The sequence below is a fragment of the Sphingomonas cynarae genome, from assembly GCF_039537815.1.
Lineage (GTDB): Bacteria > Pseudomonadota > Alphaproteobacteria > Sphingomonadales > Sphingomonadaceae > Sphingomonas > Sphingomonas cynarae.
Window position 1 is genome coordinate 411,129 of sequence record NZ_BAABBF010000002.1, and the last position, 15,348, is coordinate 426,476.

General features: G+C 69.0%; 17 protein-coding genes. 9 read left to right on the forward strand and 8 right to left on the reverse strand.

The features are described from left to right. The 3 genes from thiD to glmM form a co-directional block, all read right to left on the reverse strand. Entirely contained in the window at nt 1-834 is an 834-nt protein-coding gene (gene thiD / locus ABD719_RS05245) for a bifunctional hydroxymethylpyrimidine kinase/phosphomethylpyrimidine kinase (protein ID WP_344692322.1), read from the reverse strand. Nucleotides 835-973: 139 nt separating this feature from the next. After that, nucleotides 974-1,168: a DUF1272 domain-containing protein gene (locus tag ABD719_RS05250; RefSeq protein ID WP_344692323.1), complete on the reverse strand. Its 195-nt coding sequence runs from the start codon at nt 1,166-1,168 to the stop codon at nt 974-976. Beyond that, on the reverse strand, nt 1,168-2,505 hold the full coding sequence (gene glmM, locus ABD719_RS05255; RefSeq protein ID WP_344692324.1) for a phosphoglucosamine mutase: 1,338 nt from the start codon (nt 2,503-2,505) through the stop codon (nt 1,168-1,170). The genes ABD719_RS05250 and glmM overlap by 1 nt, the downstream gene beginning before the upstream one ends. A 76-nt stretch (nt 2,506-2,581) precedes the next feature. Here glmM and ABD719_RS05260 point away from each other — a divergent pair, with 76 nt between their 5' ends. Both ABD719_RS05260 and ABD719_RS05265 read left to right on the forward strand, forming a co-directional pair. Next, a complete protein-coding gene (locus tag ABD719_RS05260) occupies nt 2,582-3,829 on the forward strand; it encodes a dicarboxylate/amino acid:cation symporter (RefSeq protein ID WP_344692325.1) in 1,248 nt (415 codons plus the stop codon). Next, a complete protein-coding gene (locus ABD719_RS05265; protein ID WP_344692326.1) occupies nt 3,829-4,821 on the forward strand; it encodes an aldo/keto reductase in 993 nt (330 codons plus the stop codon). The genes ABD719_RS05260 and ABD719_RS05265 overlap by 1 nt, the downstream gene beginning before the upstream one ends. Nucleotides 4,822-4,934: 113 nt before the next feature. On the opposite strand, the gene ABD719_RS05270 is transcribed toward ABD719_RS05265, so the two are convergent. Next, a complete protein-coding gene (locus ABD719_RS05270) occupies nt 4,935-6,533 on the reverse strand; it encodes a peptide MFS transporter (protein WP_344692327.1) in 1,599 nt (532 codons plus the stop codon). 89 nt (nt 6,534-6,622) lie between these two features. On the opposite strand from ABD719_RS05270, the gene ABD719_RS05275 reads away from it, so the two are divergent. Both ABD719_RS05275 and ABD719_RS05280 read left to right on the forward strand, forming a co-directional pair. Continuing rightward, nucleotides 6,623-7,195, forward strand: a complete 573-nt coding sequence (locus ABD719_RS05275; RefSeq protein ID WP_344692582.1) for a nitroreductase family protein — start codon at nt 6,623-6,625, stop codon at nt 7,193-7,195. A 35-nt stretch (nt 7,196-7,230) separates the two neighbouring features. Then, nucleotides 7,231-7,587, forward strand: a complete 357-nt coding sequence (locus tag ABD719_RS05280; protein WP_192129197.1) for a GntR family transcriptional regulator — start codon at nt 7,231-7,233, stop codon at nt 7,585-7,587. A gap of 136 nt (nt 7,588-7,723) precedes the next feature. On the opposite strand, the gene ABD719_RS05285 is transcribed toward ABD719_RS05280, so the two are convergent. Beyond that, nucleotides 7,724-8,545: an arylamine N-acetyltransferase family protein gene (locus ABD719_RS05285; RefSeq protein WP_344692328.1), complete on the reverse strand. Its 822-nt coding sequence runs from the start codon at nt 8,543-8,545 to the stop codon at nt 7,724-7,726. Between the two features lie 247 nt (nt 8,546-8,792). Further along, the gene (locus tag ABD719_RS05290; RefSeq protein ID WP_344692329.1) at nt 8,793-10,508 is read right to left on the reverse strand and encodes an acyl-CoA dehydrogenase family protein; all 1,716 of its coding nucleotides are present in this window, start codon (nt 10,506-10,508) and stop codon (nt 8,793-8,795) included. 38 nt (nt 10,509-10,546) lie between these two features. On the opposite strand from ABD719_RS05290, the gene ABD719_RS05295 reads away from it, so the two are divergent. Further along, nucleotides 10,547-11,497 carry an L-threonylcarbamoyladenylate synthase gene (locus tag ABD719_RS05295; protein ID WP_344692330.1) on the forward strand — a complete coding sequence of 317 codons (951 nt, stop codon included), beginning with the start codon at nt 10,547-10,549 and terminating at the stop codon, nt 11,495-11,497. 166 nt (nt 11,498-11,663) lie between these two features. Here ABD719_RS05295 and mscL read toward each other — a convergent pair whose 3' ends face one another. Next, on the reverse strand, nt 11,664-12,116 hold the full coding sequence (gene mscL / locus ABD719_RS05300) for a large conductance mechanosensitive channel protein MscL (protein WP_192129106.1): 453 nt from the start codon (nt 12,114-12,116) through the stop codon (nt 11,664-11,666). 109 nt (nt 12,117-12,225) lie between these two features. On the opposite strand from mscL, the gene ABD719_RS05305 reads away from it, so the two are divergent. Genes ABD719_RS05305 through ABD719_RS05320 form a run of 4 tightly spaced genes read left to right on the forward strand, consistent with a single transcriptional unit; the run spans nt 12,226 to nt 14,814 of the window. Further along, the gene (locus tag ABD719_RS05305; protein ID WP_344692331.1) at nt 12,226-12,813 is read left to right on the forward strand and encodes a LemA family protein; all 588 of its coding nucleotides are present in this window, start codon (nt 12,226-12,228) and stop codon (nt 12,811-12,813) included. Between the two features lie 14 nt (nt 12,814-12,827). Beyond that, nucleotides 12,828-13,631, forward strand: a complete 804-nt coding sequence (locus ABD719_RS05310) for a TPM domain-containing protein (protein WP_344692333.1) — start codon at nt 12,828-12,830, stop codon at nt 13,629-13,631. Then, nucleotides 13,631-14,296 carry a TPM domain-containing protein gene (locus ABD719_RS05315; RefSeq protein WP_344692334.1) on the forward strand — a complete coding sequence of 222 codons (666 nt, stop codon included), beginning with the start codon at nt 13,631-13,633 and terminating at the stop codon, nt 14,294-14,296. Before ABD719_RS05310 ends, ABD719_RS05315 begins: the two co-directional genes overlap by 1 nt. Nucleotides 14,297-14,298: 2 nt before the next feature. Beyond that, on the forward strand, nt 14,299-14,814 hold the full coding sequence (locus ABD719_RS05320; protein ID WP_344692335.1) for an NUDIX hydrolase: 516 nt from the start codon (nt 14,299-14,301) through the stop codon (nt 14,812-14,814). Between the two features lie 93 nt (nt 14,815-14,907). On the opposite strand, the gene ABD719_RS05325 is transcribed toward ABD719_RS05320, so the two are convergent. After that, nucleotides 14,908-15,339 carry an RrF2 family transcriptional regulator gene (locus ABD719_RS05325; RefSeq protein ID WP_192129096.1) on the reverse strand — a complete coding sequence of 144 codons (432 nt, stop codon included), beginning with the start codon at nt 15,337-15,339 and terminating at the stop codon, nt 14,908-14,910. Between the last annotated feature and the right edge of the window lie 9 nt (nt 15,340-15,348).

The window sequence follows — 15,348 nt, forward strand, 5'->3', positions numbered from 1 at the left end:
TCAGGGCCACCGTGCAGCTAAAGCGGCAGCATCCCAACCGTCCCGATCACTTGCGGCCAGCAGGTGGTAATAGGGGGTTGTGGCGAGCGCGTGCCCCATGGGTCCATGACCACCCCCGAGATTGGGGGCGGCCGCAAGCGCGGACTGAACATAGCTGATGGCCCGGTCGCAGGCGTCGGACAATGTCATGCCCTGTGCCAGCCCCGTGGCGATACCGCTTGCCAGTGTGCAGCCAGTGCCGTGACTGTGAACGGTATCGATACGATCGTGCGTCCACACGGTTTCGCCATCGCCTGTGATCAATCGATCCTCGATGCGGTGACCCTCGCCATGTCCGCCCTTGGCGAGCAGCGCGGCTCCGTGCGACAGCACCGCCGCCTCGCCGCCCAGCGCCGCCAGCTCGGGAAGGTTGGGCGTCACCAGCGTCGCCCGTCGCATCAGGCGGGCGAAAGCGGTGGTCGTCGCCTCATCTGCCAGTATGGCGCCGCTGGTGGCGATCATCACCGGATCGAAGACAACGGGGCAAGAGGCCACCGTCTCCAGCATATCCGCGACGGCATGGGCTATTTCAGCCGATCCGATCATCCCGATCTTGACCGCATCGATGCCCAGATCGTCGATGACGCTGCGCATCTGCGTGACGACGATGTCGACCGGCACGGGATGCACCGCCTGCACCCCCAGCGTGTTCTGCGCGGTGATCGCGGTGATCGCGGTCATCGGATGGCCGCCGAGCATCGTCACGGTGCGGATATCCGCCTGGATACCCGCACCGCCGCCCGAATCGGAACCCGCGACGATCAGGACGCGGGCGATGCCGGAACGGGGGGTCATGAGGCTCGGAAAGTCACGAAAGTCGCATCCTACAGGGGTTCCGGGTGGAAGTGGGACGTTTGGGGAAAATGGTCGATTGCCGCCTGTAGCGCAGACCGGATGTGTAGGACATTCGGGATGCCGGAAGCAGGTATGATCCCTACTGCCGCGTCGCCTTACTCTTGGCCCGGGTCGGGCGGTCGACCAGTTCACCGGCGCAATTGGGGCAGCGTTCGTCCAGTTCGTCGGCACATTCCGCACAGAAGGTGCATTCGAACGAGCAGATGAACGCGCCCGGTGCCTGTGCGGGCAGGTCGGTGGCGCAGCGTTCGCAGGCGGGCTTCATCTCCAGCATCAGACGGCCGCCCGCACGGCGTCGCAGATGCGGTCGACGAGGCGTTCGACCTGCCCGGCATCCTCGCCCTCCGCCATCACCCGGATCACCGGCTCGGTGCCGGACGCGCGGATGACGAGGCGCCCGCGCCCGGCCAGTTCCGCCTCGGCGGCGGCGATCGTCGCCTTCACCGCATCGGTGTCGAGTGGCTTGCCGCCGGCGAAGCGCACGTTCTTCAGCAATTGCGGCAGCGGTTCGAAGCGGTGCAGCACCTCGCTGGCGGGGGCGCCGGCGCGCTTCACCTCGGCGAGGATCTGGAGCGCGGCGACCAGCCCGTCGCCGGTGGTGCCGTAATCGGACAGGATGATGTGCCCCGACTGCTCGCCGCCGACATTGTAGCCGCTGGTCCGCATCTTCTCCAGCACGTGCCGGTCGCCGACCGCGGTGCGGACGAGGCCGAGGCCCTGCGCCGCCAGATGCCGCTCCAGCCCCAGATTGGACATGACCGTGGCGACGAGACCACCACCCGCCAGCTTGCCGACCCTGGCCCAGGCGGCGGCGATCGTCGCCATCAACTGGTCGCCGTCGATCACCCGGCCGCGTTCGTCGACCACGATCAGCCGGTCGGCATCGCCGTCCAGTGCGATGCCGATATCCGCACCCGCGGCGACCACCGTCTCCGCCAGCGTTTCCGGCGCGGTCGAGCCGACGCCGGCGTTGATGTTGATGCCGTCGGGCGTGACGCCGATCGGGATGATGTCCGCACCCAGTTCCCACAGGGCGGCGGGCGCGACCTTGTACGCGGCGCCGTTCGCGCAATCGATCACGATGCGCATCCCGTCGAGCCGCAGGTTTTCCGGAAAGGTCGACTTGGCGAAATGAATATAGCGGCCGGCGGCATCGTCCACCCGGCGGGCGCGGCCGATATGGTCGGACGGGGCGAGCGGGATATCGCCGTCGATCAGCGCCTCGATCGCCTCCTCCGCCTCGTCGGACAGTTTGTAGCCGTCCGGCCCGAACAGCTTGATGCCGTTGTCGGCGAAGGGATTGTGGCTGGCGGAGATCATCACGCCGATATCGGCACGCATCGACTGGGTCAGCATCGCGATCGCGGGCGTCGGCAACGGGCCGGTCATCACCACGTCCATGCCGACCGCGGTGAAGCCCGCGACCAGCGCGGATTCCAGCATATAGCCCGACAGGCGGGTGTCCTTGCCGATCACCACCCGGTGCTTGTGATCGCCGCGCAGGAACCAGGTGCCGGCCGCCATGCCGACCTTCATCGCCATCGCCGCGGTCATTACGCCGGCGTTGGTCGCCCCGCGAATTCCATCCGTGCCGAAATATTTCCTTGCCATGTCGCGGCGTTCCGTTCCGTTATCGGTTAGCGTAGCACCCATTAGCGGCAACCCCGATCAACAGCCAAGAGCGAGCATGTCGCAACCCACCCGTATCCTCCTGTCGCTGATCGCCGGCCTGCTCGGCGGCATCGCGCTGGCCGCCTGGACACCGTCCGCCGCCGACACCGCGATCCTGCTGGCCCAGCCGGTCGGCACCGCATGGCTCAACGCGTTGCAGATGACGGTGGTGCCGCTGGTCGTTTCGCTGCTGGTGACCGGCGTCGCCGCGACGGCGGAGGCGGCGCGGGCGGGGCGGATCGCGGCGCGCGCGATCCTGATGTTCGTATCGCTGCTGTTCGTGTCCGCCCTGGCCGCCGCGCTGCTGACGCCGTTGTTCCTGGACCTGGTGCCGTTGCCCGCCGAGGCGGGGGCGAGCCTGCGGGCCGCGTTGACGGGGGCGGCGCCGGTGGCGCAGGCACCGCCGATCGGCGACCTGCTGGCGCATATCGTGCCGACCAACGCGCTGGCGGCGGCGACGGCGGACGCGTTCCTGCCGCTCATCATCTTCACGCTGATCTTCGCCTTTGCGCTGACCCGGATCGACGCCGAGCGCCGTCGCCTGCTGACGACCGTGTTCGAAGCGCTGCGTGAGACGATGCTGGTCGTCATCAACTGGGTGTTGTGGCTCGCTCCGCTCGGCGTGTTCGCGCTGGCGCTGGTGGTGGGCGCGCGGGCGGGAACGGCGGCGTTCGGGGCGCTGGTCCATTACGTCGTCACCGTGTCGACGGTGGGTATCGCGGTCTCGCTGCTCGGCGCGATCCCGCTGGCGCTGCTCGGTGCGCGCATCGGCGTCGCCCGCTTCGCGCGTGCGGCGCTGCCGGCACAGGCGGTGGCGATCAGCACGCAATCCTCGCTCGCCAGCCTGCCGGCGATGCTGAAGGGGGCAGGGGCGCTGGGCGTGCCCGTGTCGACCGCCGGGCTGACGCTGCCGATCGCGGTGGCGATCTTCCGCTGGACCGGGCCGGCGATGAACCTGGCGGTGGCGATCTATGTCGCGCGCTGGTTCGGGATCGCGCTGACCCCGGGGACGATGGCGGCGGCGGTGGTGGTCGCGGCGCTGACCTCGCTCGGCTCGGTCAGCCTGCCGGGGCAGATCAGCTTCGTCAGCGCGATCGCGCCGATCGCCGCCGTGCTGGGGGTGCCGATCGCGCCATTGGGGTTGCTCGTCGCGGTGGAGACGATCCCGGACATCTTCCGCACGCTGGGCAACGTGACGATGGACCTTGGCGCCGTGGCGACCGTTTCCCGCCTTAGCCACGATCCGCTGCCGGAGGATATCTGATGAAGTACCGCACGCTCGGCCCCGATTTCGAGGTTTCCGCGCTGGGCCTCGGATGCATGCCGATGGCCGGGATCGGCAAGGGGATGTATGGTGAGGCGAACGTGGACGAGAGCATCGCGACGCTGCACCGCGCGATCGAACTGGGCGTCACGCTGTTCGACACCGCCGAAATCTATGGCCCGCTGGTCAACGAGGAACTGCTCGGCCGCGCGATCCGGGGTAAACGCGACGGCGTGGTCATCGCGACCAAATTCGGGTTCCGCTATGACGACAACGGCATGACCGGGGTCGACAGCACCCCCGACAATGTCCGCCGCGCGTGCGAGGGGTCGCTGAAGCGGCTGGGGGTGGAGACGATCGACCTGTTCTACCAGCACCGCGTCGACCCCAACGTGCCGATCGAGGACACGGTGGGCGCGATGGGCCGGCTGGTCGAGGAGGGCAAGGTCCGCCATCTCGGCCTGTCGGAGGCGGGGGTGGAGACGATCCGCCGCGCCGCCGCGACCCACCCGATCGCCGCGCTCCAGAGCGAATATTCGCTGTGGGAGCGCGACGTGGAGGAGGCGATCCTGCCGGCGTGCCGCGAACTGGACATCGGCTTCGTGCCGTACAGCCCGCTGGGGCGCGGGTTCCTGACCGGGCAGATCACCAGCCGCGACGACCTGCCCGAGGGCGATTACCGTCGCAACGACCCCCGCTATTCGGACGAGAATTTCGCGCGCAACATGGCGATGGTGGACGTGGTGAAGGACATCGCCGCCGCCCACGACGCCAGCCCGGCGCAGGTCGCGCTGGCATGGCTGCTGGCGCAAGGCGACGACATCGTCCCGATCCCCGGATCGAAGCGCCGCGTGACGCTGGAGGACAGCATGAAGGCGGTCGACGTGGCGCTGACCGCCGACGATCTCGCCGCGCTGGATGCCGCCGCGCCGCGCGGGGGGACGGCGGGGCCACGATATGGCGAGCGGGCGATGGCGATGACGCGGCTGTAGGGCTGGCCTGCTCCACGCCGTCATTGCGAGCGTAGCGAAGCAATCCAGGGCCCGGTGCGCGACGCCCCGGATTGCCTCGCTACGCTCGCAACGACGGGATAGTTGGCCTTACGCTACCGCCGCGACGTCTGTTCGCCGCGCGTATCGAGCCCCGCCGCCGCCGGTTCGGCCAGCACCGCGTCGCCCGCCATGGCGTGGTCGACATCCCTGCCCAGCGTGTCGAGGTGCATCAGCTTCGTCACCGGCCGCGCCAGCAGCAGCACGACGATGCCGATCGCGATCGCGAACCAGCCGCACCGGGCATAGACCTCCAGCACCTGTGCCGGGCCGGCACCCTCGCCGCCGGTCGCCTGCGCGATCAGGCCGGCGAGGAAGTTGCCGGCGGCGGTCGACAGGAACCACGTACCCATCATCAGCCCGGTCATCTGCGGGATCGACAGCCGCGTCATTGATGACAGGCCCACGGGCGAGAAGCACAATTCGCCGATCGAATGCAGCATGTAGAGCAGGATGACGAAGATCGCCGGAGTCAGCCCCTGCGCGGGGGCACCCCAGTTCAGCACGAAGAAGCCCGCACCGATCAGGATCAGGCCGATCCCGAACTTGAACGGCGCACTCGGCTCCCGCCCGGCCCGCGCCAGCTTGACCCACAGCGCACCGAACAACGGCGCCAGCGTGATGATGAAGAACGGATTGACCGACTGGAACACCGTGGCCGGGATCGTCCACCCCAGGATCGTGCGATCGACCTGCTGGTCGGTATAGACGTTGAGCGAGGAGCCGGTCTGTTCGAACAGCGCCCAGAACAACGGGCATAAAGCGATCAGGAACAGCGCGGCGAAGATGCGATCGCGATCCTCGCGCGGCAGCTTCACCACCGCCGTCCACAGGATATAGCCGATCGTCACCAGCGCGGCGAGGACCAGCGCGGTGCCGACCACGCCCTGGCTGCGCACCAGCCACCACGACACCGCCACGCACACGAGCGCGCCGGCATAGATCGCCCATTCGCGCGACAGGCCGACCGGGCTGCGTCCCGCCAGTCGCTCGACCGAGGGCGGGGCGCCGACGCCGTGCAGGGCGGGGCGGCCCAGCACGAACGCCACCAGCCCAAGTGCCATGCCGATCCCGGCGGCGCCGAAGCCCCAGGACCAGCCCACCGTCTCGCCCAGCACGCCGACGACGATCGGCCCGGCGAACGCGCCGGTGTTGATCCCCATGTAGAAGATCGAAAAGGCACCGTCGCGCCGCAGGTCGTCGCGGCGGTAGAGCTGGCCGACCAGCACCGAGATGTTCGCTTTCAGGAACCCGGTGCCGACGATGATGAAGGCGAGGCCGGCATAGAAACCTTCCAGCGCGGTGCCGTGGACGCCCACCGGCCCCTCGACCAGCGCGATCAGCAGATGGCCGATGGTGATGAGCACGCCGCCCGCCAGCACCGCCTTGCGTGCGCCCAGATACCGGTCGGCGATCCAGCCGCCCAGGATCGGGGTGATGTACACCATCGACGTATAGGCGCCGTACACCGCATAGGCGGGCTGTTCGGTGAACAGCAGGTGCTTGGTCAGGTAGAACACCAGGATGGCGCGCATCCCGTAATAGGAAAAGCGTTCCCACAACTCGGCGAAGAACAGCAGGTACAGGCCGCGCGGATGCCCGAAAAACGTCTTCGCATGGGGCGGCACCCCGCCGCCCTGCATCACTGTCGCCATATGTCTCATGCTCTCCGCTTCGCTTGGGGGCGACCCTAGCGGCATCGGGGCGGGTGTAAAGTTGCGCGGGCATCGCCATGTGGGCGGGGATGCTGAACGACCGCTCCACCCCCGCCGCCTTCCTCGCCACCCGCCGTTCCGGCAAGCCGCGCGACCTGGTCGCGCCGGGACCGGACGCCGACGAACTGACGGATATGCTGACGATCGCGGCGCGGACCCCGGATCACGGCAAGATCGCGCCGTGGCGGTTCGTGGTGGTGGCCCCCGAACGACGCGCCGCGCTCGCCACGCTGCTGACCGAGGCGTGTCGGTCGGAAAAGCCGGGCGCATCGGCGGGCGAGATCGCCGGGCTGGAACAGTTCGCGCATCAGGCCCCGACCCTGGTCGTGGTGTTGTCGAGCCCGCGCGTCGACAGCCCGATCCCGGTGTGGGAACAGGAATTGTCGGCGGGGGCGGCGTGCATGAACCTGCTCCATGCCGCGCACGCCGCCGGCTATGCGGCGGGATGGCTGACCGGCTGGGCGGCGTTCAGCGAGACGGTGCTGGGTGCATTTGGGGCTGCGTCTGAACGCATCGTCGGCTTCGTCTTCATCGGCACGCCGTCGCGCCCGCTCGACGAACGCCCGCGTCCCGCAATCGATCGCATCGTCTCGCACTGGTGAGTCGACATCCGCGACCGATGGTGTACTACCAGAGCATGACAGCGTTGAGCAACGAGGACAGCCCGGTCTATCTCCGCCTGCGCGGCGCGATCGCGGCCGGCATCCTGCGCGGCGTGTACCGGGCGGGTGACCAGTTGCCCTCCGTCCGTGCCTTTGCCGCCGAACACGGCGCCAACCCGCTGACCGTCGCCAAGGCGTATCAGGGGTTTCAGGACGACGGCTATGTAGAGGTGCGGCGCGGCGTCGGCATGTTCGTGCTGCCCGGTGCCGCCGACCGGCTGCGCGCCGCCGAACAGGATGCATTCCGGCGCGTGCAATGGCCGCGCATCGTGGAGGCGGTCGATCTGCTGGGGCTGGACTGGGACGACCTGCTGGCGCGCGAACGGGTCTGACCGCACGGCCGGTGTGCGGCGTCGTCAGCCGGAACAGGACGACATCGGCCCGACGCACTCCGTCATTGCTTCACTACGCTTGCGATGACGACAGGGCAGGTTTCACGTCACCCTGCGCTGGCAACGGGCCGCCCGGTCAGAACAACCCCAGCGCCGCGACCTCCTGTTCGTCCAGCGCGATACCGAACATCAGGCCCAGCCGCATCCGGTAGACGCGCGGATCGGTGATCGTGCCGGCGCTGTCCTTGCCTGCGGCATGACGGCGATAGGCGGTGTCGGTCAGCGTAGCGAAGCCATGCGGCAGGATGATGCTGACGATGCGGTGCAGGCGGAACCGGCTGGCCGGCGCGGTGGCAGACCAGAAATTGCCCATCGCCAGATCGCTGTCATGTGCCGTCGCCAGCGTGAAGCTGTACTGCACCTGCCAGCCGTCATGCCCGCCGCGGCCATCGGTGGTGGCGGCGGGGCCGTGGCGTTCCAGCGTCCAGCCATGGGCGGCACCGTGGCGCAGGCGGAAACGCGCGCCATCGGGCGCCTCCGCCTCCGCGCCGTCGACCAGCGGCATGACCGGGGCATAGCTGCCGCCGAAGCCGGGATCGGCGACCCAGTCCTGCCCCGCCACGCTGACGAGGCTGAAGGTGTGGGTCAGCGGCGGGACAGTATCGCCGACCCCCAGCCACACCCGCGCCAGCAGCGGGCGATGGTCGAACCCCAGCGCGGTCAGCGCATCGCCGAACAGCCGGTTCTGTTCGAAGCAATAGCCGCCGCGCCGCGCCGTGACGAGCTTGGCGAACACCGACGCGCTGTCGATCGCGATGCCGCGACCAAGGATCACGTCCAGATTCTCGAACGGGATCGCCAGCCGGTGCGCGTGCTGGAGGCGGGCGAGGCCGGCGGCATCGGGCGTGGGCCGCGCGGGCATATCGATACGGGCGAGATAGGCGTCTAGGTCGAACATGACGGGGTATGTAGCGTATGATCGCGGGAAATCGATGCCGTCGTCAGGGTGGCATCGACTTGGCCGGTCGGCATTTACGTAAGAATGCTCATGCCTACTTACCTGCCTCCCCGGCGGAGGCCGGGGTCCAGTTGGGAAGGCCGTGGTGGGTTATCACGACGTTTCACCCAACTGGGCCGCGGCCTCCGCCGGGGAAGTGGGAGAAGTCTGGCAAAGGCTTTGCCGGGACAGTGCCTGAGGAACCCCGCTACGCCGCGAACGCCGCCGCCGGCACCGCGTACAGCACGTCCGCGCTCGCCATCGCCGCCGCGCGCAGGCCGAGCGCCTCGGGCACGATCTGGTCGAGATAGAAACGCACCGCCGCGCGCTTCATCGCCATGAACGGCGCATCGCCCGTGGCCGCACGCCCCTGCCGCTCCATCAGCCAGCCGCAGGTCGCGACCGACAGCATCGTAAGGAACGGATAGCTGCCCGCCAGCCGATCGTCATGGCCGGCGGCGGCAAGGTGGGTGCCGACCCGCTCGCATGCCGATACCAGCTCGATCAGGTCGGGATGTTCCGCCTCCGCCCGGATGTCCGCGATCAGCGCGGCGAAGGCGCTGCCGCCGCCGAGACCCAGCTTGCGGCCGACCAGATCGGCGGCCTGGATACCGTTGGTGCCTTCGTAGATCGGGGTGATGCGGGCATCGCGGAAATACTGCGCGGCGCCCGTCTCCTCGACATAGCCCATGCCGCCATGCACCTGGATGCCGAGGCTGGCGATCTCGTTGCCGATATCGGTGCCGTGGGCCTTGGCCAGCGGTGTGACGAGTTCGAGCCGGTCGCGCGCACCTGCCTCGTTCAGGCCCGCCCGGTCGACCTGCCCGGCCGCATAATAGACCAGCGCGCGGGCTCCTTGCGTCTGCGCCTTCATCCGCAACAACATCCGGCGGACATCGGGATGTTCGACGATCGCGACGGATTCACGGCTGTTCGCGCCGGCGCGGGGGGATTGCACGCGGTCCAGCGCATAGGCGACCGCGCGCTGCGTCGCGCCTTCGGCCACCTGCACGCCCTGCAGGCCGACGTTCAGCCGGGCATTGTTCATCATCGTGAACATCGCGCGCATCCCGCCATGTTCTGGACCGATCAGTTCGCCGATGCAGTCACCGTCGTCGCCGAACGACAGCACGCAGGTGGGCGAGGCGTGGAGGCCCATCTTGTGTTCGATCGACACCACCCGCACATCGTTGAAGTCGCCCGGGTTCCCGGCCGCATCCAGCCGGTATTTGGGGACGAGGAACAAGGATATGCCCCGCGTGCCCGGCGGCGCATCGGGGGTGCGGGCCAGCACGAGGTGGACGATGTTGGGCGCCATGTCGTGATCGCCGAACGAGATATAGATCTTCGTGCCCTTCACGCTCCATGTGCCGTCGCCACGCGGGGTGGCAGTGGCGCGCAGCGCGCCGACATCGCTGCCCGCCTGCGGTTCGGTCAGGTTCATCGTGCCGGTCCATTCGCCGGTCGACAGGTGGGGCAGATACGCCGCCTGCTGTTCGGGGCTGCCGTGATGCTGCAACGCTTCGATCGCGCCGACCGTCAGCGTCGGGCACAGCGCGAAGCCCATATTGGCGGCCCCCAGCGTATCCAGCACCGCGGTCTGGAGTGCGAAGGGCAGGCCCTGTCCGCCCCATGCCTCCGGTGCGCCGATCGTGCCCCAGCCGCCATCGACATAATCGCGATAGGCCCGCGCGAAGCCATCGGGCATCCGCACCCCCTCCGGGGTCCAGCGCGCACCGACCGTATCGCCGATCCGGGCGAGCGGCGCCCATTCGCCCGCCGCGAACTGGCCGACGCCTTCGAGTACCGCCTCCACCACGTCGTCGCTGGCGGCGGCGAAGCGATCGGTGGCGGCGAGTTCGGGCAACCGGACGACGGTGTCGAGCACGAACCGCTGTTCGGCGACGGGGGGCACGAAGGTCATGGTCTCTCCTGCTTTTCGCCCTCTATAGGGGGTCAATCATGCCGTCGCCAAACGCCCCCTCCACATCGGTTGTCCGCCCCTACGGCAAGGCCGCGATCGATGCGGCGGCGGCGGTGATTCGCCGCGGCGGGATCGTCGCGGTGCCGACCGAGACGGTGTACGGGCTCGCGGCGGATGCCGGTGATGCCGACGCGGTGGCGCGCATCTATGCGGCGAAGGGGCGGCCGTCGTTCAATCCGCTGATCGTCCATGTCGCCTCGCTGACGGCGGCGGCGGAACTGGCGATGTTCGATGCGGATGCGCGGGCGCTGGCGGCGGCGTTCTGGCCGGGTCCGCTGACGCTGGTGCTGTCGATCCGGGCGGGCGCGCCGATCGCGTCGCTGGTGACGGCGGGGCTGGATACGGTGGCGCTGCGGGTGCCCGCGCACCGGGCGATGCAGGCGCTGATCGCGGCGGCCGGGCGACCGCTCGCCGCGCCTTCCGCCAATCGCAGCAACGGGTTGAGCCCGACCACCGCCGCGCATGTCGTCGCCAGTCTGGGCGATGCTGCGGGGCTGGTGGTCGACGACGGCCCGTGCGCGGCGGGGGTGGAATCGACGATCGTGGCGGGGCGGCGCATCCTGCGGCCGGGGCCGATCCCGGCGGCGGCGATCGCGGCGCTGTTGCCGGGCGGACTGGACGAGACGCCGGTCGTCGGCGGACCGGTGACGGCGCCGGGACAACTGGCGACACATTACGCACCCGCCAAGCCGCTGCGACTGGATGCGACGATCGCGGCGGCGGACGAATGGCTGATCGGGTTCGGCGCGGTGGCGGGCAACGCGACCCTGTCCGCACGGGGCGATCCGGTGGAGGCGGCGGCGAACCTGTTCGCCGCGCTACACCTCGCCGATGCCTCGCCCGCGCGTGCGATCGCGGTGGCGCCGATCCCGGCGGCGGGGATCGGCGCGGCGATCAACGACCGGCTGGCACGCGCGGCGAGCCGGTAGGGCGGGGTGGTATGGGACTCCGCCTGTTTCTTCCCGATCCCGTCATTGCGAGCGTAGCGAAGCAATCCAGGGCGTCGCGTGCCGGGCTCTGGATTGCTTCGCTACGCTCGCAATGACGAATGGGTCAGGCCCGGGTCATCTAGGTCCAGCCAACAGTTCCCGGCCGTCAGACCTCGCGGCGGGCGCGCAGTTCGTCGCGGATTTCGCGCAGCAGCGCGACATCGGTCGGCTCGGCGGCGGGGACGGCGGCGGCCTTGTCCTTCTCGCGCTCGAACACGGTGGTCGCGCGGTTCACGGCGCGGACGACCATGAAGATGATGAATGACACGATCAGGAAATTGACCGCGACGGTGATGAACTCACCGTAGCCGAGCAGCGGCACGCCCGCCTTTTTCAGGGCGGCATAGTCGCTCGATCCCTGCAACGCGGCGGGCACCGGCCCCATCGTGACGAAGTAGCTGGAGAAATCGAGGCCGCCGAAAATCTTGCCGATGATCGGCATCAGGATGTCGTCGGTCAGCGAGGTGACGATCCGCCCGAACGCGGCGCCGATGATGACCGCCACCGCCAGGTCGAGCACGTTGCCGCGCGCGATGAACGCCTGGAATTCCTTGAGCATGACCGTCGCCTTCGTTCGTTGATAGCGGGTGTAAGGCTAGGGCACGATTGCCTATTCGCCAAGCCATCCCCGTGTCGTATGGGTGCGACCCAGATCATCAGGAGGCTCCATGCACCGCCCGTTCGTTCCCGTCGCTGCCGTGCTGGCGCTGTCCCTTGCCGGATGCGGCGTCAATTCGGTGCCGACCGCCGAGGAGAATGCCAAGGCGCGCTGGGCCGATGTCCAGAACGAATATCAGCGCCGCGCCGACCTGATCCCCAATCTGGTCGCGACGGTGAAGGCCGCCGGCGCGCAGGAAAAGGCGATCCTGGTCGAGGTGACGCAGGCCCGCGCCAGCGCGTCGCAGGTCCGCGTATCGCCCGACCAGCTGGGCGATCCGGCGCAGGTCGCGCAGTTCGCCCGTGCGCAGGGCGCGGTGACGATGTCGTTGCAGCGGTTGCAGGAGGCCTATCCGGAACTGCGCTCGCAGGGGAACTACACCACGCTGATGAGCCAGCTGGAGGGGGCGGAGAACCGCATCACCATCGCCCGGCGCGACTATAATCAGGCGGTGCAGGACTATAATACCCGCATCCGCACCTTCCCCGACGCGATCGGGGCGCGCATCTTCTATGGCGCCAAGCCGCTGACCCCGTTCGAGGCGGTGACGCCGGGGGCAGAGACCGCGCCGATCGTCAATTTCGGGAATGCGAGCTGACCCGGGGATACGCGATGGGCCTGCATCCGCTCCGCTGGCTGGCCGCGCTGTTGCTGCTGGTCAGCGCGGGCGGGGCGATGGCGCAGACGTTTCCGGCGCTGTCGGGGCGCGTCGTCGACGGTGCGTCGATCCTGTCGCCGGCGCAGGTGCAGGAACTGACGCAGTTGTCAGAACAGGTCGAACAGGCGTCGTCCCGCCAGTTCGTGGTCGCGACGGTACCCGACCTGCAGGGCTATCCGATCGAGGATTACGGCTATCGGCTGGGCCGCGCGTGGAAGATCGGGCAGGGCGAGGCGAACAACGGCGTCATCCTGCTGGTCGCGCCCAAGGAGCGGAAGGTGCGGATCGAGGTCGGTTACGGGCTGGAACCGATCGTCACCGACGCACTGGCCAGCGTGATCGTGAACCAGACGATCCTGCCCCGGTTCCGCGCCGGCGACATGGGCGGTGGCATCGTCGCGGGGGCGCAGGCGATCGGCGAGCAACTGAAACTGCCGCTGGAGGCGGCGGAACAGCGCGCGCGCGAGCAGACCAGGGCCGCTGCCGGCACCCGCCGTGCGGATAACGATAATGGTGACATCGGGGTCGCGATCTTCTGGGCGGTGGTGATCGTGTTCATCGTGCTGCCGCTGATCGTCAGTCGCGCGAAGGGCCGTCGGTTTCGCGGCGGTGCCGCACCGGTGGTGATCTGGGGCCCGGGGCTGGGGGGCGGCTGGGGCGGCGGTGATGGCGGCGGCGGCGGCGGTTGGGGCGGCGGCGGTGGCTTCTCCGGTGGCGGCGGTTCGTTCGGGGGCGGTGGCGCCTCGGGCGGCTGGTGATGGCGACGCTGCATCTCGACAAGGCCGGGCGCGACGCGGTGGCGGCCGCGGTGGCACGAGCGGAGGCGATGACCGATGGTGAGATCGTCACCGTGCTGGCCGAACGTTCCGATGCCTATCACGACGTGGCGCTGCATTACGCGGTGGCGGCGATGCTGCTGGTCACGGCCGTCGCGGCGATCCATCCCGCCTTGTTGCCGACCGGTGACGACGGCTGGGGCGGGGCGGGGATGGAGCGCGCGCTGTTCGCGCTGCTGGTCGCACAGACGATCGCCTTCCTGGTCGTGCGGTTCGCGCTGGCGTGGCGGCCGCTGCGACTGGTGCTGACCCCGCGCGCCACCAAGGCGCGGCGGGTGCGGCGGCAGGCGGTGCGTGCCTATCGGCTGGGTGCCGATCGCCGCACCGCGACGCGCGAGGCGGTGTTGCTGTACCTGTCGCTCGACGAGCATCTGGCCGAGATCGTCGCGGACGAGCAGGTTCACCGCCGCGTCCCGCCCGAGGCATGGGGCGATGCGATGGCGGCCCTGGTCGATCAGGTGCGCGCCGGCCATCCTGCCGCCGGGCTGGTCGCCGCGATCGAGCGGATCGGCACGGTGCTGGCCGACCATGTTCCCAAGACGGAGAGCGACGTGAACGAACTGCCCGACCGGTTGATCGAACTGTGACCATGGAGACGATGTGGGAGGGCCGCTTCCTCGCGGTCCGCAAGCAGGGCAACTGGGAGTATGCCGAACGGCAGGGGGAGATCGGGGCGGCGGTGATCGTCGCCACCGATCCCGATGGACGGCTGGTGCTGGTCGAGCAATATCGCGTGCCGATCGGCCGCAACTGCATCGAGCTGCCCGCCGGGCTGGTCGGCGATGAAACCGCGGGTGAGGCGGTGATCGATGGCGCGCGGCGCGAACTGGAGGAGGAAACCGGCTACCGTGCCGGGCGGATCGAGGATTGCGGGCTGTTCTATTCCTCGCCCGGCATGACCTCCGAATGTTTCACGATCGTCCGCGCGACCGATCTGGTCCGGGTGGGCGAGGGTGGCGGCACGGCGGAGGAGGGGATTACCGTCCACCACGTGATGCCCGCCGACGTGCCGCGCTTTATCGCGGAACGTCGCGCGGCGGGGCTGGGGATCGATGCGAAGATCCTGCTGCTGCTGGATATCGCGACGGTGGGACGCAGTATGTAAATCCTCCGTCATTGCGAGCGTAGCGAAGCCATCCAGTGCGTCATGCGCGGCGGCTGGATTGCTTCGCTGCGCTCGCAATGACGATGTGAAGGATCACGCTGCCGCCAGCGTCTCCGCCGTGGCATCGGCCAGACTGGTGCCGTCGAGGATACGGGCGGTTTCGTCGCGCACCCGCATCATCGCGTGGCGGATCGCGCAGTCCGCCTCGCTCTTGCAGTCGGTGCAGCGGCGATAGGCGGTGCGGCTGACGCAGGGGACCAGCGCCAGCGGCCCCTCGATCACGCGGATGATGTCGCCCAGCGAGATCAGGTGCGCCGGCCGCCCCAGCACGTAACCGCCCAGCTTGCCACGAAAACTGTCGACCAGCCGCGCATCGCGCAGATCGGCGAGGATCAGTTCGAGGAACTTGCGCGGGACATTCGCCTCCGCCGCGATCCGGGTCATCGGCGTGGGCGATGTGCCGGTAGGGGCGGTGGCGAGGAACAGCATCGCGCGGAGGCCATAGCGGGAACGCTGGGTCAACATGATGGGGTG

Excerpts from the sequence above, each read along its gene's own strand:
- ABD719_RS05315 (WP_344692334.1), top strand. The coding sequence starts at position 13,631 with ATGGCGACGCTGCATCTCGACAAGGCCGGGCGCGACGCGGTGGCGGCC.
- ABD719_RS05280 (WP_192129197.1), top strand. The coding sequence starts at position 7,231 with ATGACAGCGTTGAGCAACGAGGACAGCCCGGTCTATCTCCGCCTGCGC.
- ABD719_RS05320 (WP_344692335.1), top strand. The coding sequence starts at position 14,299 with ATGGAGACGATGTGGGAGGGCCGCTTCCTCGCGGTCCGCAAGCAGGGC.
- ABD719_RS05250 (WP_344692323.1), bottom strand. The coding sequence starts at position 1,168 with ATGCTGGAGATGAAGCCCGCCTGCGAACGCTGCGCCACCGACCTGCCC.
- ABD719_RS05290 (WP_344692329.1), bottom strand. The coding sequence starts at position 10,508 with ATGACCTTCGTGCCCCCCGTCGCCGAACAGCGGTTCGTGCTCGACACC.
- ABD719_RS05270 (WP_344692327.1), bottom strand. The coding sequence starts at position 6,533 with ATGGCGACAGTGATGCAGGGCGGCGGGGTGCCGCCCCATGCGAAGACG.
- ABD719_RS05260 (WP_344692325.1), top strand. The coding sequence starts at position 2,582 with ATGTCGCAACCCACCCGTATCCTCCTGTCGCTGATCGCCGGCCTGCTC.
- ABD719_RS05305 (WP_344692331.1), top strand. The coding sequence starts at position 12,226 with ATGCACCGCCCGTTCGTTCCCGTCGCTGCCGTGCTGGCGCTGTCCCTT.
- ABD719_RS05285 (WP_344692328.1), bottom strand. The coding sequence starts at position 8,545 with ATGTTCGACCTAGACGCCTATCTCGCCCGTATCGATATGCCCGCGCGG.
- ABD719_RS05310 (WP_344692333.1), top strand. The coding sequence starts at position 12,828 with ATGGGCCTGCATCCGCTCCGCTGGCTGGCCGCGCTGTTGCTGCTGGTC.
- ABD719_RS05295 (WP_344692330.1), top strand. The coding sequence starts at position 10,547 with ATGCCGTCGCCAAACGCCCCCTCCACATCGGTTGTCCGCCCCTACGGC.
- ABD719_RS05325 (WP_192129096.1), bottom strand. The coding sequence starts at position 15,339 with ATGTTGACCCAGCGTTCCCGCTATGGCCTCCGCGCGATGCTGTTCCTC.
- mscL (WP_192129106.1), bottom strand. The coding sequence starts at position 12,116 with ATGCTCAAGGAATTCCAGGCGTTCATCGCGCGCGGCAACGTGCTCGAC.
- ABD719_RS05275 (WP_344692582.1), top strand. The coding sequence starts at position 6,623 with ATGCTGAACGACCGCTCCACCCCCGCCGCCTTCCTCGCCACCCGCCGT.
- thiD (WP_344692322.1), bottom strand. The coding sequence starts at position 834 with ATGACCCCCCGTTCCGGCATCGCCCGCGTCCTGATCGTCGCGGGTTCC.
- ABD719_RS05265 (WP_344692326.1), top strand. The coding sequence starts at position 3,829 with ATGAAGTACCGCACGCTCGGCCCCGATTTCGAGGTTTCCGCGCTGGGC.
- glmM (WP_344692324.1), bottom strand. The coding sequence starts at position 2,505 with ATGGCAAGGAAATATTTCGGCACGGATGGAATTCGCGGGGCGACCAAC.